The organism is Paraburkholderia phenoliruptrix (assembly GCF_019511605.1).
Classification (GTDB): domain Bacteria; phylum Pseudomonadota; class Gammaproteobacteria; order Burkholderiales; family Burkholderiaceae; genus Paraburkholderia; species Paraburkholderia phenoliruptrix_A.
Window position 1 is genome coordinate 83,563 of the sequence record NZ_JAEUAV010000009.1, and the last position, 19,273, is coordinate 102,835.

Annotated in this window: 15 protein-coding genes and 1 pseudogene; 10 read left to right on the forward strand and 6 right to left on the reverse strand. The window is 61.7% G+C overall.

The genetic code is table 11. The features are described from left to right. From JNB89_RS14315 to JNB89_RS14335, 5 genes are all read left to right on the forward strand, one after another. Positions 1-462, forward strand: a complete 462-nt coding sequence (locus tag JNB89_RS14315; RefSeq protein ID WP_220362615.1) for a MaoC family dehydratase — start codon at positions 1-3, stop codon at positions 460-462. After that, complete coding sequence (locus JNB89_RS14320) at positions 459-1,673, forward strand: CaiB/BaiF CoA transferase family protein (protein ID WP_220362616.1); 1,215 nt, start codon at positions 459-461, stop codon at positions 1,671-1,673. Before JNB89_RS14315 ends, JNB89_RS14320 begins: the two co-directional genes overlap by 4 nt. 8 nt (positions 1,674-1,681) lie before the next feature. Next, a complete protein-coding gene (gene aroE / locus JNB89_RS14325) occupies positions 1,682-2,515 on the forward strand; it encodes a shikimate dehydrogenase (protein ID WP_220362617.1) in 834 nt (277 codons plus the stop codon). A gap of 611 nt (positions 2,516-3,126) precedes the next feature. Further along, a complete protein-coding gene (locus JNB89_RS14330) occupies positions 3,127-4,800 on the forward strand; it encodes a methyl-accepting chemotaxis protein (protein ID WP_220362618.1) in 1,674 nt (557 codons plus the stop codon). 15 nt (positions 4,801-4,815) lie between these two features. After that, a complete protein-coding gene (locus tag JNB89_RS14335; RefSeq protein ID WP_013339678.1) occupies positions 4,816-5,358 on the forward strand; it encodes a chemotaxis protein CheW in 543 nt (180 codons plus the stop codon). Between the two features lie 110 nt (positions 5,359-5,468). On the opposite strand, the gene JNB89_RS14340 is transcribed toward JNB89_RS14335, so the two are convergent. The 6 genes from JNB89_RS14340 to JNB89_RS14365 are packed head-to-tail and all read right to left on the reverse strand — an operon-like array spanning position 5,469 to position 11,334. After that, entirely contained in the window at positions 5,469-6,554 is a 1,086-nt protein-coding gene (locus JNB89_RS14340) for a protein-glutamate methylesterase/protein-glutamine glutaminase (RefSeq protein ID WP_013339679.1), read from the reverse strand. A 12-nt stretch (positions 6,555-6,566) separates the two neighbouring features. Next, positions 6,567-7,376 carry a CheR family methyltransferase gene (locus JNB89_RS14345; RefSeq protein ID WP_220362619.1) on the reverse strand — a complete coding sequence of 270 codons (810 nt, stop codon included), beginning with the start codon at positions 7,374-7,376 and terminating at the stop codon, positions 6,567-6,569. A gap of 13 nt (positions 7,377-7,389) precedes the next feature. Next, positions 7,390-9,456 carry a chemotaxis protein CheA gene (locus JNB89_RS14350; RefSeq protein WP_220362620.1) on the reverse strand — a complete coding sequence of 689 codons (2,067 nt, stop codon included), beginning with the start codon at positions 9,454-9,456 and terminating at the stop codon, positions 7,390-7,392. Then, positions 9,456-9,776, reverse strand: a complete 321-nt coding sequence (locus JNB89_RS14355) for an STAS domain-containing protein (RefSeq protein WP_220362621.1) — start codon at positions 9,774-9,776, stop codon at positions 9,456-9,458. Before JNB89_RS14355 ends, JNB89_RS14350 begins: the two co-directional genes overlap by 1 nt. Before the next feature lie 23 nt (positions 9,777-9,799). Further along, a complete protein-coding gene (locus tag JNB89_RS14360) occupies positions 9,800-10,168 on the reverse strand; it encodes a response regulator (protein ID WP_013339683.1) in 369 nt (122 codons plus the stop codon). An 8-nt stretch (positions 10,169-10,176) separates the two neighbouring features. Next, on the reverse strand, positions 10,177-11,334 hold the full coding sequence (locus JNB89_RS14365; RefSeq protein ID WP_220362622.1) for a methyl-accepting chemotaxis protein: 1,158 nt from the start codon (positions 11,332-11,334) through the stop codon (positions 10,177-10,179). A gap of 369 nt (positions 11,335-11,703) precedes the next feature. Here JNB89_RS14365 and JNB89_RS31045 point away from each other — a divergent pair. The 5 genes and pseudogenes from JNB89_RS31045 to JNB89_RS14390 form a co-directional block, all read left to right on the forward strand. Then, positions 11,704-11,945 (forward strand): annotated as a pseudogene (locus JNB89_RS31045) (tryptophan--tRNA ligase); the annotation flags it as partial. Positions 11,946-12,305: 360 nt separating this feature from the next. Next, the gene (locus tag JNB89_RS14375; protein ID WP_220362684.1) at positions 12,306-14,282 is read left to right on the forward strand and encodes a hypothetical protein; all 1,977 of its coding nucleotides are present in this window, start codon (positions 12,306-12,308) and stop codon (positions 14,280-14,282) included. Between the two features lie 482 nt (positions 14,283-14,764). Next, on the forward strand, positions 14,765-16,063 hold the full coding sequence (locus tag JNB89_RS14380; RefSeq protein WP_223216752.1) for a TAXI family TRAP transporter solute-binding subunit: 1,299 nt from the start codon (positions 14,765-14,767) through the stop codon (positions 16,061-16,063). Between the two features lie 100 nt (positions 16,064-16,163). Next, positions 16,164-17,363, forward strand: coding sequence for a DUF3443 family protein (locus JNB89_RS14385; RefSeq protein WP_223216761.1), 1,200 nt, complete (start codon positions 16,164-16,166; stop codon positions 17,361-17,363). A gap of 420 nt (positions 17,364-17,783) precedes the next feature. Continuing rightward, on the forward strand, positions 17,784-18,932 hold the full coding sequence (locus JNB89_RS14390; protein WP_223216753.1) for an FUSC family protein: 1,149 nt from the start codon (positions 17,784-17,786) through the stop codon (positions 18,930-18,932). Positions 18,933-19,273: the final 341 nt, after the last annotated feature.

Here is a 19,273-nt window from a genome sequence, read left to right on the forward strand (position 1 = left end):
ATGACCATCGTCGAGAAATACTGGGACGACGCGCGCGAAGGCGACGAGTGCATCAGCCCGCATTACACCGTCACGAAGGAGCGGATTCTCGCGTATGCGGAGCTCACCGGCGACCACACACCTGTCCACGTGGATGAAGCGTATGCGAACGCCAGCCACTTCGGCTGTCTCGTGGCGCATGGGCTATTCGGTCTGTCGATCGCGGATGGCCTTAAAACGCAGAGCGATTACCGCTTTCTGCCAGGCATGTCGCTCGGCTGGAGCTGGGACTTCGTACTGCCGATCAAGGTCAACGACGTGCTGCACGTGAAGTTTCGCGTCGGCTCGATGCGGCCGAGCAGGAGTCGTCCCGACTGGGGCATCGTGATTCTGCCTTCGGAACTGATCAATCAGCACGGCGAAGTCGTGCAACGCGGCGAGCATCGTCTGATGGTGCCGCGCCGGCCGGGAGCCGCGCAATGAAACAGGCACGTCCACTGGAAGGGATTCGCGTCGTCGATTACAGCCATTTTCTCGCGGGCCCGTATGTGGGGCGTTGCCTCGCAGCGCTGGGCGCGGAAGTGATCAAGGTCGAACGGCCCGGTGGCGGCGACGCCGGACGTCAGCACGCTAGCGTGCTCGACGATCGGTCAAGCGGCTATTTCCTGCAGCTGAACATGGGCAAGCGCGGCGTCAGCGTGAACATGAAGGACCCGCGCGGCAAGGCCTTCATGGAACGTCTGTGCGACTCGGCGGATGTGTTCGTGGAGAACTACCGTCCCGGCGCGCTCGAAAAGCTCGGTCTCGGCTATGAGGCGCTGTCGGCGCGCAATCCGCGGCTCGTCTATTGCTCGATTTCCGCATATGGGCACACTGGACCGGACGCTCATCGCGCGGGTTTCGGCCTGATTGCCGAGGCCAAGAGCGGCATCATGCAGATGGTGGGCTCGCCGGGCGAGCGTCCGCCGCTGCTGCGCATTTCGCTTGGCGACATGTACACCGGAATCCACGCGGTCGCTGCGATCAATGCAGCGCTGCTCGGCCGCGTGAAGAGCGGGCGTGGCCAGCATATCGACATGGCGCTGTACGACACGCTCGTGTCGATGCACGAGTACGCGGTCCAGTGCTACACGCTTGCCGATGTCCTGCCCGAGCAGACAGGACACGACATGCCCGGCTCGACGTTGTACGGCGTGTTCCGCGCGACCGACGGCGATCTGGTGATCGCCGCGCAGGTAGACGATGCATGGAAGCGCTTCGCCGCGTTGATCGAAGAGAACGGTGGCCCGCGCGGCTTTGGCAACGATGCAAGGTTTCACGACAGCGTCGGGCGCAACGCGCATCGGCGCGAGATTCTCGCGGTGGTCGAGCCGTGGGTCGCGGCGCACACGGTCGCACAGATCCTCGAACTGCTAGACGCTATCGACGTGCCGTGCGCGAAGGTGCAACGCATTGACGAAGTGATTGCCGATCCGCAGATCCAGGCACGCGGGATGATCGTCGAGCAGGAGCACCCGCGCTACGGGACACTGCGTTTGCCGAACTTGCCGTTCCGGTTTTCTGCGTGTGACACGACGATCCGGGAGGTCGCGCCGGATCTCGGACAGCACAACGGCGAAGTCGCGCGATCGCTGGGATTTACGCCGGCCGAAATCGATGCGATGCAGACAGATGGCGTGTTGTTCGAAAAGTGAGGCAAACGATGAGCGATACCTATGCGGTGATCGGCAATCCGATCAGCCACACGAAATCACCGCTGATTCACGGGCTTTTTGCGCGAGCGACGCAGCAGGCGATGCACTACGTGGCAATCGAGGGTCCGCGTGAACCGGCTGATGCGTTCGCGGCCACGGTGCGCGAATTCATCGCGGCGGGCGGCAAGGGTATGAACATCACCGCGCCGTTCAAGCTGGCCGCATTCGAGATGGCCGACGAGCGCAGCGAACGCGCGACGCTCGCCGGTGCAGCAAATGCGTTCAAGTTCGACAACGGCCGGGTTCTTGCGGAGAACTTCGATGGCATTGGACTGCTGCGCGACATCGAGGTGAATCTGCACACGCCGCTTGCAGGCAAGCGGGTGTTGGTGCTCGGCGCGGGCGGTGCGGCGCGCGGCGCGCTGCTGCCGTTTCTGGACGCGGGTCCCGCGCAACTGGTGATAGTGAATCGCCATGTCGAGAAAGCACAAGCGCTGGCGTCGCAGGGCGCGTCGCACGGTCCGGTCACCGCTTGCACTTATGACGACCTTGCACGGATGGGGCGTTTCGATCTGGTGGTCAACGCGACCTCCGCCAGCCTGACGGGCGATTTGCCGCCCGTGCCGCCAACAGTCTTCAGTCCGCAGGGCACAGCCTATGAACTCGCGTACGGCAAACGCCTGACGCCGTTCCTGCGGCTCGCCCGCAATGCCGGAGTGGCCGGTGTCGCGGACGGCGTCGGCATGCTGGTCGAGCAGGCCGCGCAAGCGTTTCTCTGGTGGCGCGGCGTGCGGCCCGACACGCAAGCGGTGATTGACCGGCTCACGGTTCCGCTCGATTGAGCGAGTGAGCTCGAACTGGCTGGGTCATCGCTTTCCCTTTATCTCTCGTTTTGACAAGTGAGAGTCGTGGTGAAATAGCGTGTAGACATCCTAAGGTGCTGGCCATTGGCAGTCGCGGTAGTGAGCCTGTGACGTATCCGCGATATGCGTCGGTCTGGGCGCTAACCAGATCGCAAGCGCCCCGATCACGAAGCAACGCGCAATGTTGAAAAACAACTGGTTCGGGGCGAGCATGACCGCCTGCGACTCGACCGCGTTGCTAATCTGCGCCTGTGCCTACTCGCTTTTCATTCGTCATCTGTGCCGCACATATTCATCCTGAATTTTTCGCACTCTTTTGTTTATCTAAATCGCATTGATGCGAATTGAATTCTTCAGGCGGGTGAAATTACCAATACCAGCGCGCGTGACGTGTCTGCTCAACAATTTGCGCAAAATCATGCGGTTATTTTTGGGTAGGGATTAAGACTTGGTTTTCGCTGACCGATATCCACGTTTATAGACAGGACTGACCTCAAGTCCGGTGACGCTGTTGCTCGCGATTTATCCGTCCGCGCGGTAGCGACTGAACGCGAATCCTGTCGGATCCCCTTTTCAAGGACACTTTCATTATGCTCGGCAATATCAAGATCGGCATTCGCCTCGTCGCCGCATTTCTCCTTGTCGCATCGGCCAGCGGTATCGTGGGCATGGTCGGCATCAGCAACGCCAGCAAGCTCAACGAACTGGCCGATCGCATGTACAGCACCGAATTGCTGGGCATGTCCTATATCAAGGAGGCGAACATCGACCTTATTTATATCGGGCGCGCCCGCTCCAATGCGCTGCTGGCCTCCACGGCGGAAGAACGCGCGAAGTTCGTCGACATGATGAACAAGTCTTTCGACTTGTTGAAAAGCAACATGGACAAAGCGCGTCCGCTCGTGACATCGGAAAAGGGCAAACAGCTGTTGGACAACTTTTCGCGAACCTGGGAAGCGTACATGCGCGATCAGGCAACGCTGGCCCCGCTCATCAGTGCCAGCAAACTAAGCGACCACGATCCGGCACTGACGACTGCGCTCGCAGCGGTGCGCGAAAAAGCGAACGTGCTCGACGACACGATGACGCAGCTTGCTGAACTGAAGGACGCCGGCGCGAAGGAGGCCTCCCGGGAGACCGCCGCGCTGTACGAGCAAAGCCGCTCGCTGATGATCGGCACGATTGCGGCGGCTCTCGTATTGGGCGTGCTGCTCGGCTTCGTCATCAGTCGCGGTGTGAGCAAGCCTTTGGCGCAGGCGCTGGACGCTGCAAACCGGCTTGCTGAAGGCGATCTCACGGTGCGCGTCGAATCGAAGAACAAGGACGAGGTGGGCCAACTGCTGCGGGCGATGCAAAACATGATCGCGCGGCTCTCGGACGTCGTGGGCGAGGTCAATAGCGGCGCTGAAGCGCTGGCGGGCGCGGCCGAGGAAGTTAGCGCCACCGCGCAATCGTTAAGCCAGGCGTCCAGCGAACAGGCGGCCGGCGTGGAAGAGACGAGCGCGTCGATCGAACAGATGACGGCGTCGATTTCGCAGAACAACGAAAACGCACAAGTGACCGACGGCATGGCGCAGCAGGCCGCGAAAGAAGCCATCCACAGCGGCGAAGCGGTCAAGTCGACCGTCAGCGCGATGAAACAGATCGCGCAGAAGATTGGCATCATCGACGACATCGCGTACCAGACCAATCTGCTGGCGCTGAACGCTGCGATCGAGGCGGCGCGAGCCGGCGAGCACGGCAAAGGCTTTGCCGTGGTGGCGGCCGAGGTGCGCAAGCTCGCGGAGCGCAGCCAGGTGGCGGCGCAGGAGATCGGCACCGTCGCGGGCTCCAGCGTGGAATTGGCGGAGAAGGCCGGCGCGCTGCTCGATTCGATGGTGCCAAACATCAAGAAGACATCGGAACTGGTGCAGGAAATCACCGCAGCATCCGAAGAGCAGTCTTCCGGCGTCGGGCAGATCAACGTCGCGGTCAGTCAGTTGAGCCAGACGACGCAACAGAATGCGTCAAGCTCCGAGGAGCTCGCAGCGACCGCCGAAGAAATGAGCAGCCAGTCAGAACAATTGCGGCAAGCGATGACCTTCTTCCGCCTGGCCTCCGGCAGTAACACGGTGCGCGCGAACGACGCCGGCAACGTCCGCGCTTCGGCTACACGCACGCGTGGGCGCACGGCCGTGAAACCAGCTGCGGGTCTCGCATTGGCACCAAGCCACGTGTTTGCCAGCACCGAGTTGCCCGACGAATCCCAGTTCGCGAAATTCTGATCGGAGGGTCGAGTGATGAACCAGATTCCCGTTTCTGCAGGACCCCGGGCGCAGATCGACGCGCCCGAGGCCGCAAACGTTAGCGGGCCGGCGCAGGTGCTGACCTTCATGTTGGCTAACGAAGCGTTCGGCATCGGCATTCTGTCGATCAAGGAAATCATCAGCTACACCGCGATGACGACGGTGCCGATGATGCCCGCGCTCGCGCGCGGCGTCATCAATTTGCGCGGCGCGGTAGTGCCGGTGATGGATCTGCTCGCCCGCTTCGGCAGACCCTCGTCCGAGGTGACGAAGCGCACGTGCATCGTGATCGTCGAAGTGCAACTGGCAGGCGAGCGGCAAGATATCGGCATCGTGGTGGATGCCGTAAACGAGGTGCTCGAAATTCCCGCTTCGGATATCGAACCCCCGCCGTCGTTCGGCTCGTCGATCCGTACCGAGTTCATTCAAGGCATGGGTAAGGTGCGCGGCAAGTTCGTGATCCTGCTCGCGCTGCAACACATGATGTCGGCAAGCGACATGGCGGCGCTCCAGACCGCCGCCGAAACAGCGCATTGATACCACAAACGCCATCGCGCCGCAATGGGTTACGCCTTTGCGGCGCGATGGCGTTTACACGTGGAAAGAGTTGGATGCAGCGGGACAGAGTTCGAAGCGCCGCGCGGCAATCAGCTGCGTTGCGCCTGAACCAGCGCGATCTCCTTGCTGATCGCTGAAAGCGGCACCACCTTGTCGACGCCGCCGCGTTTGATCGCTTCCCGCGGCATGCCGAATACGACGCAGCTCTCCTCGTCCTGCGCGACTGTACGCGCACCGGCGGCATGCATTTCGGCAAGCCCGGCCGCGCCGTCGTCGCCCATGCCGGTCATGATGATGCCCAGCGCGTTGCGGCCCGCGCTGCGGGCCACCGAGCGAAACAGTACGTCGACGGAGGGACGATGGCGATTGACGAGCGGTCCGTCGATGACGTCGACGACATGTTGCGCGCCGCTGCGACGCACAGCCAGATGCTTGCCGCCTGGCGCGATCAGCGCACGGCCCTGCGTTACCCGATCGTTGGACTGAGCTTCCTTGACCTCGATTTCGCAAAGGCGATTGAGCCGCTCGGCAAACGCCGCCGTAAACTTTTCGGGCATGTGCTGCACGACGACGATGCCAGGTGAAACACGCGGTAGCGCCGTCAATACGACTTCGAGCGCTTGCGTGCCACCCGTCGACGTGCCGATCGCCACAATGCGCTCGGTCATTTGCGAGAGTGCGCCCGATGTGCCGGGCACGCCCGGCGGCAACACCGCATCCGCCGTATGTTTGGGCACAGGAGCGGCTACGGGATGTCTGCGCGCTAGCCGCGTGGCATTCACGCGCGTTGCAGCGCGAATCGTCGTGGTCAGTTCTTCGGCGCTCTCCAGCAGAAACTGCTTGAGACCGAGCCGAGGCTTGGCGACAACCGACACAGCGCCTGCCGCCATCGCGTCGATGGTCGTGCGGGCGCCTTTCTCGGTGAGCGTGGAGCAGATCACGACGGGCGTGGGCCGCTCCGCCATGATTTTCTTGAGGAACGTAATGCCGTCCATACGCGGCATCTCGACGTCAAGCAGGATTACGTCGGGCCAGCCGTGCACGAGACGGCTCATCGCGGCGATGGGGTCTGCGACCGCATCCATCACTTCGATACCAGCCTCCGTGAGCATGCCGGACACCACCTGCCTGACGACAGCGGAGTCGTCTACGATCAATACACGGATTCGAGCCATCGATATGTCGCCTCAATGACCGGCGCGGCCGGGCTTACGGTAAATCGAAGGGGCAACCGGAATCAGGTCGATGCCGAGGTCATGCAGGCTCTCCGAGTGTCCGATGCAAAGATAGCCGTCGGGACGCACCATCGAAACGACGCGCTGAACAACTTCGCGTTTTGTCGGCGGGTCGAAATAAATCATGACGTTGCGCAGGAACGCTACGTCGAAGCGCCCCAAGTCAGGCAACGGCGCGACGAGATTCGCCTGCGCGAAATGCACGTGCTGGCGCAGCGACCGCTCGACGAGCAGCGTGCCTTCCTGCACACCCGTCCCGCGCAAGCAGAACCGTTTGCGGTAGTCGGCCGGCATCTGGCGCGCGCGAATGTCGGGGTAATGGGCGCGCTGCGCGGCCTGCAGCATGCGCGTGCTGATGTCTGTGCCGACGACCTCGAACGGCCGGACGCCAAGGCGGTCAGCCAGGACCATCGCCATGCTGTATGCCTCTTCGCCGCTCGAGCATGCCGCGCTCCATGTGCGGAACACCGTTGCCCGTGATTCGGACGCGACCGTGCCTAGAAAGTCGAAGTGCTTGGGTTCCCTGAAGAAGTACGTTTCGTTGGTGGTCAACAGATCGATGGCAATCTGTCGTTCGGCGCCATGCGCCTTGCTCGAAACCAGCGCGAAGTACGCACCGTAGGTGTCGAGCTGGCACGCGCGCAGGCGCTTGGCCAGCCGGCCGCTGACGAGCGCCTTCTTCGCGGGCGCGAGACTGATTCCGGCCGCGTCCAGAATGAAGGCTTGGAATTGCCTGAACTCGGTATCGGTAATTGCTTCCATCTGTCTGTGCTCGCTATTGCGTGGCGGCGAATGTCGCGCTGCCAACGTTCGGACTCGCGGGTCCGGCCATGGCCACCAGGTCGGCGATGTCGAGAATCAGCGCGACGTCGCCGCTGCCGAGGATGGTCGAGCCGCTTACGCCGCGCACTTTGCCGAATACCTTCGACAGCGGTTTGATGACGGTCTGAGCTTCACCCAGGAGACGATCGACCACCAGGCCCAAACGTTGGCCCGCATGCTTCACGACGACGATGTTCGGGCGCGCGCTTACAGGCCCATTCAGTTCGAAACGCTCGCGTAGTCGAATGAAAGGCAGCACTTGTCCGCGCAGGTCGGTGTAGTCGTGCGCGCCGCTCGCGGAAAATTCAACGCACTCTTCGACCGCATCGAGCGGCAGGATGAAGATGGAATCGCCGACGCAGACCTGGAAGCCCTCGATGATGGCGAGCGTCAGCGGCAATCTCACCGAAATCGTGGTGCCGATGCCCGCGCGACTGTGAACACCGATACTGCCGCGCAGCGCCGTAATGTTGCGCTTTACCACGTCCATGCCGACACCACGGCCCGACAGGTTCGTCACGCGTTCCGCCGTCGAAAAACCGGGCTCGAAGATGAGCGCATAGACTTCGTCGTCCGAAAGCGTTGCGTCCTGCGGCACCAGCCCGCGCTCCACGGCTTTTGCCAGGATGCGGTTCCGATCGAGCCCGCCGCCGTCGTCGCTCACTTCGATCACGATCGAGCCCGAATCATGGAAGGCATTCAGCGTGACCGTGCCCTGTTCGGGCTTGCCGCGCGCACGACGCACGTCGGCGGTCTCTATGCCATGGTCCATCGAATTGCGTACGAGGTGCGTCAACGGATCACCGATTTTCTCGACGACCGTCTTGTCGAGTTCCGTGTCCTCGCCCTGGACCACCAGGTCGATGTGTTTGCCAAGCTCTTGCGCGACGTCGTGTACCACACGACGAAAGCGATTGAACGTTCCGCCGATTTTCACCATGCGCAGTTGCAGCGCGCTGTCCCGCACTTTCTGTATCAGGCCGTTCAGCGTTGCCGCGGATTCGCGCAACTCGGTGTTCTGCGCCCTGCTCGCTGCCAGCTCCGTGCTGGCCGAGGCCGTGATGAGTTCGCCGACGAGATCAATCAGGTGGTCGAGCTTGTCTGCGTCGATGCGAATGGAGTGTGAGTCGGCAGACTTGTTTTCGCGCGTCGCGGCGCCGCTGCGGGTCGGCGTTGCGGCGGCAGTCGTTGCACCGTGGTCCTGGGGGCGGTGCTCCGTAACCGGAGCAATATCGTCCGGCGCTTCGGTAATGGGCGGTAACGGCGACGGCGCGGTTTCGTCGCTGTCGGTCCATATCTTCAGCTCGCAGTCGTCGCGAATGAACTCGAATGCGCCTTCGATGGCCTGTCTGCCCGCGTCGCTGAGCAGTTCGATATGGAAGTCGAGAAAACAGGCTTCGGGATCGAGCGTGTCGAGCGACGGTACGCGGTCGCTATTTGCGCATACGCGTGCGATGTCGCCTAGCCGCGCAAGATAGAGAACGATCGAGAGGGGGTCCATCCCGTTGCGCAACACCGGCTCGCCACATTGCAGCGAGATCGACCAGCGTTGCATACCGGGCGCGGCAGTCGCTATGGCAGCGTCGTCCGGCGCGACATCGCAGGCGGTTTGCGACGCGGGTTGCGGCACAGCCAGATAACGGCTCAGGGCGTCCACGAGCGGCTGTGCCTGCGCGAGCAGCGCCTCGTCCAGGCAATTGCCTGTTTCGGCCGTCAGCTCCACGAGCTGACCGATGTGGTCCCCACACGCGAGCAGCAGCGAGGTCAGCGATTCGTCGATGCCGATCTCGTTGTCGCGCACACGGTCGAGTACGCTCTCGACTACATGCGTGAACGCCACGATGCCGTCGATACCGAAGAGTCCCGACGACCCCTTGATCGTATGCGCCGCACGAAAAACGGCGTTGATCTCATCGCTCGGGTCGGCGCTCTCGCGCATGCTCAGCAGACCGTTCTCCATCTGCGCGAGCAGCTCGCGGCTTTCGGCGACAAACGTTTGCAGTGCGTCGTCGAGATTCATCACGCGTGCTCCTGAAGAACCGATAGCGTTTCCGTCGACGGCTGCGCTTGCGCCAATGTCGATGGCACACCTAATAGCGCGAGTGTCGCGAGTACAGCGTCGCTCGCGCCGAAGAACTCGCATATCTGCTGGCGCTCGGCCGCAAGGCGTCGCGCGGCGACGAGCAGTTGCACGCCGGCGCAGTCGATCTCTGGTACGGCGGACAGGTCAAAGTGAACGGAGACGCCGCGCTTGAGCGCCTCCAGCATGAACTCCTTGAGTTCAGCGGCGTGATAGATCGTCATCGGCACTTCGATCGGCGCGGTATAGGCGGCATTCATCGCACGTGTTCCGTCGTCGAGATTCAAGGCAACACCAGCTTTTCGACGGCGGCGAGCAGTTGCGGCGGCTGGAACGGTTTGACGACCCACGCCTTGGCGCCCGCCTGTTGGCCTTCGCGTTTCTTCGCGTCCTGGCTCTCAGTGGTCAGCATGACGATCGGCGTGAACCTGTAGGCGGGCATCTGCTTGACCGCCTTGATGAACGCAATGCCGTCCATGTTCGGCATGTTGAGGTCGCTGATCATCAGGTGAACCTTCTGGCCTTGCAGTTTCGCGAGCGCGTCTTTGCCGTCGCATCCTTCGATGACCTGGTAGCCCGCGCCGCGCAGCGCAATTCCAACGACCTGGCGTACCGACGCAGAATCGTCAACGATCATGATGGTTTTGGCCATGCTGGTCCTCAAAAGAAAGTAATGTCGGAATCAGTGTTGGTCGATTGCGCCTGCTCTTGCGGAGGGAGCTGCGCTTTGCCCCGATGCAGCGCGCGCTCCTCGTCCATCGCATAGGTGCGCTCAAGCTCGTCGAGCAATGCCGTGGCATCGAGCATCGGCACTGCGGCGCCGGCTTCGTATTGCCCGCAGTGCTGATCGACAACGGCGGGAAGGCGCTCAATGTTGGCCTTCACGTGCTGCATGATCTGGCTCACGCGGTCCTGAAACTGCAATTGCACCAGTGCCTCGTACACTTCGGCCTTGATGCTGCGGCTTTCGCCGCGCAGCAGTTCGGTAGCCGATTCGAGCGAGGACGTGAACTCGCGGAAGCGGATCAGGACCTGCTCGATGGCGCGTTGCGAGTCAGACATCGCCACGGTGTCCTGCTCGGCGGTCTCTTCTGCTGCGTGACATGCGGAGACGATAGCGTTGCGGATCGTTTCGATTTTGGCGGCAATGCTCACGCCCGTTTCGCTCGACCGGCGCGACAGAGCGCGCACTTCCTGTGCGACGGTCGCAAATCCGCGCCCCAGGTCGCCCGCATGCGCGGCCTCAATGGCCGCATTGATCGCAAGCAGGTTAGTCTGTTGCGTAACGAGCTTGATCGCTTCGACCATCTCGCTCAGTTCATCGATAACGCCGTGCAGGCCCTGCACCTTGGCGAGCATTTCGGCCTTGCTATCCATGGCGGCGCGCAGCCGTTGCACGACGGCCTGCAATTCGAGTTCGCTGGAGGCATAGACGTTGTTGCCACCGGACGCGCCTTCGCCGCTCGTCGAAACGCCCAGCACCGTATCGAGCCGCGAAGCAATGTCGCCGAATCGTCCGCTCAACGCGGTGACGGCATCTTCCATTTGCGTGCGCGACGATTCGATATGGCGAGCCCAGACGGGCGCCAGTGTGTCGCTGAACGCGCGCTGGCTGTCGAGGTAACGGGACAATTGCTGCAAGAAGCGGGCGTCGACGTTGCGCTGCCGTACGCCGGCGAAGATACCTGCGATTGCAAGCCCTGCGCCGATGGCGCCGCCGCTGGTGCTGAACGACGAAACGGCGAAGCAGGCGAGCGCACCGCCGCATCCGAGGAGCGGCGCCGCGAGCCAGACCAATCTATTTTGCGTATGCTTCATCGCCTTATCGATTTTTTAATGCTCGGTAAATAATGCGGCTCAATATTCGGAAATACGAGAACGGCAGTTATGAGCGCGTTTACGTTCGCTAGTGTTTTTTCTTGATGGTGATAAATGGGGTGCGCGGGTTATGGCTCGCGAAAGATTGCCCGGTCGGCTCTCGTGAGCCGCGTGGATTTTTTCTTTCCATCTCCGAAGTGGAAGGCAGTGTTCTCTCGCCGCGCCCCAAAGACGCGGGTTCTTTGCTTATCGAGCGTCGCCGCTTTTTTATTATCGTGAGCGCGCATTAAACGACGTCCCTTGCGCATTGCCATGCTAAATGCATCAGGCCATGTTTAATTTCAGTCGCCAACGCAGCAAAGCCTCGTAGTCAGTCAGGCAGCCGATATCGCAGCGTTCAAGGCGACACATCTGCCAGTGGGCGATGATCAGCTACCGATGATTGAACAAACCAACGAGCTGGTGCGCCGATTAATAACACTGTCGACCTACCCGTTCTGGACGAGTATGGGACGGTGCTGTCACAGGTCGCACAGCTACCCAGCATCGATGGCAAGACCAGGATAAGCAAATCCCTCGGGAACGCCGTCACGCCAGGTGCCACCCCTGATGGTGACATCCGGCATCGACGTGCTGCACTGCCGGATGCCGCCGCCACGAGGCGCCCTGTTCGCGCGCTCACTGACTACATGGGCCATGCTCGGTCCTTGTCATTTCAACGAAAAGGCCCCTATTCCCCAAGCTGATCGCAACGTTGGGACCTGTCACATTCGCCTAACCTGCACGTATCGATGCATGTCTTTGCAATCAGTACCGATCAATCGCGCGCTGTTGAATAACAGCCCAAGCCCGCTTTCTGCAAGGTTATGGTGAAACCAGTCCAACTTACCGCCGCGACAGGCGCGGCACTTGCCCTCTTCCTGTCCGCTTGCGGCGGAAGCACCTCAACGTCCACTTCGGGCGCCGTGTACATGGGGCCCGTTGCCAATGCTTCCGTGAGCGCCTATGCAATCGCACCGGACGGTTCCGTGGCCGACACGCCGCTTGCGACGGGCAGCACCCGCAGCGACGGCACGTTTTCTCTTCCCGGCAATCTGCGCTACCCCGTGCTGATCCGGGCGACGGGCGGCGCCTATGAAGAAGAATCGACGGGTGAAAAGACCGCGATGCCGGGCGAGATCGACGCCGTGTATCTCAGCGCGCCGTCACAGATGATTGTGTCCGTCTACTCGAACGCCGTGGTCGCGGATGCGCGGGCGGCGGGTGGCCTCACTGCAGGCAACGTCGCTGCCGCCATGTCGCGCGTGAACGCCTTCGCTGGCGACATCGACGTGCAGCAGACGGCTCCTGCCTTCGTCACGGCAAATGCGGCGAGCGGATCGGCTGACGTATCGAACGGCGCGAAAATGGCGCTCGCGCTCGGCGCGGAATCGCAAAGCCGGACGTCGACGGGTGTTTCCATCGCCGGCAGCACGCAAAACATCGTGAGCCAGTCCGCGAACGGCGACACGCTCGCCGAATGCAACGCGGGCGCGGGCAACCCGTCGGACGACGGCACAATCGCCGCGCCCGACGGCGCCAACTGTGCGGTCAGCACAGGCACGGTGGACTTCATGGGCAATCCGCGCAACCGTTCGGGCATCACATCGCTCGCCGCGCTCAAGCAGATCATTCCGGGCAAGACCGCCAACATTACGGTGAGCAGCCAGGCCTGCCACGATCGCATCGCGCTTTACAGCGAACAGCGCTCCCTTTTCATGGCCCGCCGAGACGATGTACAGGCGCGGTTGGGTGGCACCCTAACGTCGGACAACTGGTCGAGCTTCCCCGACGCAGGTTCGTGGGGACCACGCGCCGCGCAGTACGGCGCCATTGCGACCAGTTCATGCGCCGCCGACGGCCCCACCTTCCAGCGTGAACTGCTGATGGCCGTCGAGAACTACTGGATCGACCAGAACCTGAACTATTGCCACCATCACATTCCTGGCTGGGTGCCGCCCGCCTCCCGGCCCTCGTTCTTCAACTCCTATGTGAAATCGACCAAGATGACTTGCACGCCGCATCGCGCGAGCAACGGCGCGCAGACACTCGCGACGCTCACGAATGCCGATATCAAATGGCAAGGTGTCGATTGCTCGGACTTCACCTCGTGGGCCTACAACTTCGCAGGTGTCACGCACGCGAGCGGAAATCTGCAGACGGGCATCGGTACGCAGGCATGTTCGATCGGCACAGACCCGCTGGTGTCCGTGACGGATCAGGCTGGCGTCCTGCTCGACATCAATCAGGACAATATCGAGCAACTGGTCGATCGCTTGCGGCCGGGCGACCTGTTGTACATCACGGAATCCGCGCTGCCGAAATCTGCCCCTGCGAACGTGGCGTCGGGATTCGTGGTGTCGCACGTGGTGACATGGACGGGGATGCGTTTCAGCGACCTGCGCAACGGACCCGAAGGCCAGTACTACGATCCCGCGACGGCCGGTCAACCAGGCTCCCGTCTTGGCGTCGACTTCGCGAATTACTTCAAGCGCGCTGACGGTTTGAAGACGAAGGTCGATCTGTCGCAACTGGGTACGACGGACATGGACCCGTGGATCATCATCGACAGTCACTACGCGGGTCCCGCGTATCGTCCGTTCATTCTGAAGACGTCGAAGCTGGGCGCGGACTGGTATGTAACGAGTTTGTCGAATGTGCGCCGCGTTATCGACGCCGACTCTGCCCGCAGCGACCCCGACCTCGCACCGCTCATTATTACCAAAGAAGCGACGCAGCAGGGGCAGTTCAGCAAGATGGTCACTTTGAGCTCGCAGCAGTCGCGCGATTCGTCGGCGGGACACAAGCTCGTCTATCAGGTCTCCGGCGCCACGGGTACGCCGACGTGTTACCGCGTCGCGACAAAGACGCTTGACGCCGCGAGCGCTTCCACAACGGCCGCCAGGTAATACGCCCAGTGCACCGCTCAGAGGCGGAGCTTCACAGATATCTCACGTGCGGGCACACAGCAACGCGTTCGTTCTGAACGTCCTGTGTCTGCACGTGATGCATTGACGCCTCAAGGTCCGAGGGCTGAAGCCGTGATGCACACGCAAGCACGGTGCAATCGCGCTCCTCGGACGTGCCAGGCGGGTGCTTGGGGACACGCGCATAGCCCAGCGGAAGAAACGCGCAATCAACGGCAGTTTCACGCTTTTGTTCGGTGCATCGCCAGGGTGACCGGTGCCTTAAGCTTTGGCGATTAAGATGTCATGCCAGACGCCCGCCTCATGGATGAGCGAACGCTGTCGCGGTGACGGCTACCTGGAATTGATCCTGACGCCATGAGTATCCTCATTCTTACCGAACCGATACGATCCGTTTCCTCTCCCAAGTCCGACCGCGGCAGGAAGTGATGCGTGCTCTTTGCAGATGGCGTTCCGAGAGCAGGATGGCACGCGGCCTTCTGGCCAGGATCGCGCTTGTCGTTCTGTCGGCAATCCTGACGACCATGCTCGTCTTCTGGCTGCTAAGACCGGCGGTTCCGCGCAGCATCACCATCAGTACCGGTCAACCCGACAGCTCGCTCAACTGGATGGGCAGGCAATACGCCAAGGTTCTTGCGCGCTATGGCATCACGCTCAAGGTTGTGACCTCCGATGGCTCGCGGCAGAATCTGGAGCGTCTGCTCGATCCCGCTCAGCAAGTCGACGTGGCGCTGGTTCAGGGCGGCGTCGCCGCAGAGCAGCAAGCCGCCGAACTCATGTCGCTTGGCAGCGTGACTTATGTGCCGTTGCTGGTCTTCCATCGCGGCAATGTCTTGACGTCCTTGTCGCAACTCAGCGGCAAGCGCATCGCAATCGGCCGTGAAGGCAGCGGCACGCGCGAGCTGTCGCTCAAACTGCTGGCGGTGAACGGCGTGACGCCCGACGCAGACACGACTCTGCTCTCGACAGACGGCCTCGAAGCAGCCACTCAGCTCGTCAACGGCGACGCCGATGCCGTCATCCTGAGTGGAGATTCGGCCACGCGCGCGCTCATGTTGCGTTTGTACAAAGTACCGGGCATCTCCCTGATGGATTTTGCCGATGCGCCCGCCTACACGCGGCGCTTTTCGTATCTCGACGAGATCGACCTGCCGCCCGGCATACTCGATCTCGGCCGGCGTATTCCGCCGCAGACCGTGCACCTGATCGCGCCCACTGTCGAGCTCGTGGCGCGCAAGGGCCTGCATCCCGCACTTTCCGATCTGCTCATCGAGGCGGCACAGGAGGTCCATGGAAAGTCGACGATTATGCAGAAGGCAGGACAGTTTCCGAATTCGATCGCACGTGATTTTCCGATCAGCGAGGAGGCGACTCGCTACTACCGTTCCGGAAAGAGCTATCTGTACCGCAAGCTGCCCTTCTGGCTCGCGTGTGCGACGGATCGTGCGCTCCTGCTGCTCGTGCCGCTCATGGTGCTGATTGTTCCGGCGCTTCGACTCATTCCCGCGTTATATCGCTGGCGAATCCGATCGCGAATCTACCGGTTCTATGGCCGTCTGCTGGCGGTCGAGCGCAAGGCACTCGCACTCGGTGACGACGACGACCGTTACCCGCTGCTTGCCGAGCTGGTTTCCGTTGAACAGTCGCTGGACCGCATACGGCTTCCGCTTGCGTATGCGGACGCTCTTTACATCTTGCGCGAGCATATCGTCCTCGTGCGGACGCGTCTTGGCGTCATGATAGAAGGCTCTCTCCAGGGATGAGCGCCTGGGTGTCGCGAAGCGCCCCAGCAAATCTATAACTCTCAAATAAACAGAAATGCGACGATTTATCGGCACTCTCATTGTTTTCGCGCTTCCTTTGATGTCGTACGGAGGAAGCGCCAATACGCCTTCGAATCGCGCCGACGCGACGTCATCGACGGAGGGGACGTCTGCTGCCGCTCGATCTCATCCAACGACGACGGGTGCCAGCAATGTATTGCCAGTGAGCGTTCGGACGCCGAATTACGACTTCAACCGGGCTCTTGTCAGCGTCACAGTCTGCGTGCCTGGCACGTCGTTGTGCGAGACAGTCGATAACGTCATGGTGGACACTGGCTCTGTCGGCTTGCGATTGCAGCGTTCCGCCCTCAAGCATCCCGAACGCTTCGCGGCAATGGCAGGACCCGACGCTCACGCGCTGGCCGAGTGCTATAGGTTCGTCTCCTCGGCGGCCTGGGGAATCGTCACTCGCGTTGATCTCCGGTTGGCGGCCATCCAGGCATCGAGCATTCCGATTCAGATCGTCGATGAATCAAACGCGTCGTATGGCGATCATCCTCGTCCCGACTCCTGCCTGAAGGGCAGTAAGCCCACATCGAACGGAACGCTCGGCATTGCTGCGGTGTCGCTGAACGACTGCAAGGATCCGTGCTTCATTTCGCTCAAGACACCACGTTACTACCAGTGTGCTGTGGATGGCTGCACACCCGTCGCCAGGGCCGTGGCGGCGAATTTCCGGGTCGTGCATCCAATCGCGGCGCTGCCCTCGGACAATAACGGGTATGTGCTCGACGTGCAGCCGGTTCCAGAGTCAGGCGCGACGGCCGCTCGGGGAACGCTTACGCTTGGTATCGGAACGCAACAGAACAATGTGCTCGACGTGACCAACGTGGTCGATCTCGCGCCGAATGGAACGTTTACCACGGTGTGGAACGGGCAGTCCTACCCCGCGAGCTACTTTGACACAGGCACCGAAGAATATTATTTCGCCACAGCGCCAGTTGGAGTGCAAGAGTGCGGCTCGCATTGGTGCGCGACGCCCGAAGCAGAGTTCTCCGCAACGCTGAAGGGCCAAACGACGGATGCGACCGCAAAGCTCCGCGTCGGCGACTCGGCCACGTTGGTGCGCAACGGCAAGGGCGCGTTCAGAAACGTGGCCATCGTCGCTCACAGGGACTCGCGCGCCGTCGTGTGGGGCATGCCCTTCTTCATCGGACGCAAAGTCTTCGTCAAGTTGACTGACGGGTCGGGCGGATCCGGCAATGCATATTACGCGTTCTCCAACGCCGTTTTTCCCTAGCGCCGGTCGAGCACTTCGTGCCAAGCCAGGTAACCTGGGGGCATGATGCCCCGCAAGCCGCATTCACGGATGTATCCGATGAAGGATTCCCGCCGCCGTATATCTCACGTGAATGAATGGAGAGGCACGATAGCTTCTGTAACGCAGGGTCCGTTCAACTTTAGTTGTTGTTCCCCGTTGCTGCAGACCTTGTTGTGTCCCAATACGAACTATTGGGGCGACCTGCTCCCCTCAAACAGCGCCAGCCGCAGAAGAGCTCGAAGGCCGTCTTGCCGGAGCAGATGAAGCGCTTTCCACGCTGCGAACGAATATGTGAAAATGCCTTCGCGAGGCGCTTTCCGCTGGCCGACGATTTGGGCAGGAACGCGAGCTCGTTGGAGGCTTGTCGATCACCCGGTCGTTCGCATGCACGGAGAAGGGATGATGCCCAATATTGCGCTGTCCGTGCTCGTGAACACGCTCCGCGGAATCCGCAACGAACTCACCGTCGCGACACTTGCCGGGCGCGCTCGGCAATGCATGGTCGCGACGCTCGCGACAGTCGCCACGGTGTATATCGCCCACTGGCTACGGCTGGATCAGATCTGGTGGCCCGTGATTTGCGCTTTCTCGCTGACGGGCCTCGAATTAAAGGCCTCACTGCTTCAAGGCGTTCAGCAGATCGCGGGGACGCTTTGCGGCGCGATCATCGGTTGGCTGCTCTCGGGACATGTCGCCGACCAGGTCGGCTTGTTTGTGCTGTGCGTCATGTTCCTTTCAGCGGGCGGTCTCTATCTCGCGACGAGCCGCGCCTTCAGCTACATGTGGATTCTTTCCACGGTTCTCGCCATCTTCATGATCGCGTCGGCACACACGCGCAGCGTGCTGAATCCTCAACGGATGGTTCTGATGCTTTTTGCAGGGGCGATGGTGGGCACGGCTGCGTATTGGGTCGTGTGCTCACTCGCCGACACCCTCTCGCGAATTATCGGTCACAAGCCGCGCGCTGCAGTCCCGGCCGCCGCGCCATCTGCCGCGCCGGGAGGTACGCTGGGACGCCTACGCCACACGGCGGCTGCGGCGGTAACGCTGTCCGTGCTCGCCTACCTTGCGTGGCGCTATCCGCTCGAAGGCTTCGCCCAGGCGATGACGACCGCCCTCGTCACGCTGCTCGTGCCGCTCGACGTGAGCGGCGCGTGGTCGCCTTACGCCGTCGCGCTGCGCATGTGCCATCGCCTGCTCGGCTGCCTTGCCGGCACCGTACTGGTGCTGGCCGCGCTTCCGCTCACGGCCGGGAACATGCACTACTGTGTGATCGCCCTCTTCGTGCTTGTTTGGCTGGCATGTCATTTTCGCTTCGGTGACTCGAATATCAGTTACGCGGGAACGCAGTGCGGCGCGGTCGTTATTCTCGCCTTCGTGCACGACGGGACCTGGCTCAGCGACAACGTTCAGGCCGCGTTCAGCCGTCTTATCGGCGTGACGGCAGGCATCGTCGTTCTGACGATGGTTCTCGCCGTCGCGAGCCGTGCCTTCTCCAGTTGGCCGCTGAGCGGGATCGTCAAGACATTCGTGGCCCGTCGCGATTGACCAAGGGTTTTCCAAAGGCAGCGGGTCGGCGAAAAAGCTTGTGCCGCCATTTCCGGGTAGGCGTCGGGCGGGTCTCGACCCGCATCCGTACTCCGGCACCAGGTCATCTGGACGGCGGCCTTCAGGAGAGCATCGAACTCTGCGAGAGCAGTCACCAATGAGACAGAGTTCGATGTTGAAACCCACCGCGGGTCTCTTCGTTTCTCACTGAGGACCTCATCGAAGTTGCACGTGTTATGGATCATGTGTCGTGCCTGGTCCATACACTTTTGCACCGCGCTGCGGCTCGCGCGCCTGATGCAGGACAATCGTGCATCGAAGCAGGCGTCCTGCCGGTGGAC

Bases quoted from the DNA above. Each gene is read 5' to 3' on its own strand.
- JNB89_RS14330 (WP_220362618.1), top strand. From the start codon at position 3,127: ATGCTCGGCAATATCAAGATCGGCATTCGCCTCGTCGCCGCATTTCTC.
- JNB89_RS14340 (WP_013339679.1), bottom strand. From the start codon at position 6,554: ATGGCTCGAATCCGTGTATTGATCGTAGACGACTCCGCTGTCGTCAGG.
- JNB89_RS14355 (WP_220362621.1), bottom strand. From the start codon at position 9,776: ATGAATGCCGCCTATACCGCGCCGATCGAAGTGCCGATGACGATCTAT.
- JNB89_RS14380 (WP_223216752.1), top strand. From the start codon at position 14,765: ATGGCACGCGGCCTTCTGGCCAGGATCGCGCTTGTCGTTCTGTCGGCA.
- JNB89_RS14385 (WP_223216761.1), top strand. From the start codon at position 16,164: ATGTCGTACGGAGGAAGCGCCAATACGCCTTCGAATCGCGCCGACGCG.
- JNB89_RS14365 (WP_220362622.1), bottom strand. From the start codon at position 11,334: ATGAAGCATACGCAAAATAGATTGGTCTGGCTCGCGGCGCCGCTCCTC.
- JNB89_RS14360 (WP_013339683.1), bottom strand. From the start codon at position 10,168: ATGGCCAAAACCATCATGATCGTTGACGATTCTGCGTCGGTACGCCAG.
- JNB89_RS14335 (WP_013339678.1), top strand. From the start codon at position 4,816: ATGAACCAGATTCCCGTTTCTGCAGGACCCCGGGCGCAGATCGACGCG.
- JNB89_RS14375 (WP_220362684.1), top strand. From the start codon at position 12,306: ATGGGGCCCGTTGCCAATGCTTCCGTGAGCGCCTATGCAATCGCACCG.
- JNB89_RS14350 (WP_220362620.1), bottom strand. From the start codon at position 9,456: ATGAATCTCGACGACGCACTGCAAACGTTTGTCGCCGAAAGCCGCGAG.
- JNB89_RS14315 (WP_220362615.1), top strand. From the start codon at position 1: ATGACCATCGTCGAGAAATACTGGGACGACGCGCGCGAAGGCGACGAG.
- JNB89_RS14345 (WP_220362619.1), bottom strand. From the start codon at position 7,376: ATGGAAGCAATTACCGATACCGAGTTCAGGCAATTCCAAGCCTTCATT.
- JNB89_RS14390 (WP_223216753.1), top strand. From the start codon at position 17,784: ATGATGCCCAATATTGCGCTGTCCGTGCTCGTGAACACGCTCCGCGGA.
- JNB89_RS14320 (WP_220362616.1), top strand. From the start codon at position 459: ATGAAACAGGCACGTCCACTGGAAGGGATTCGCGTCGTCGATTACAGC.
- aroE (WP_220362617.1), top strand. From the start codon at position 1,682: ATGAGCGATACCTATGCGGTGATCGGCAATCCGATCAGCCACACGAAA.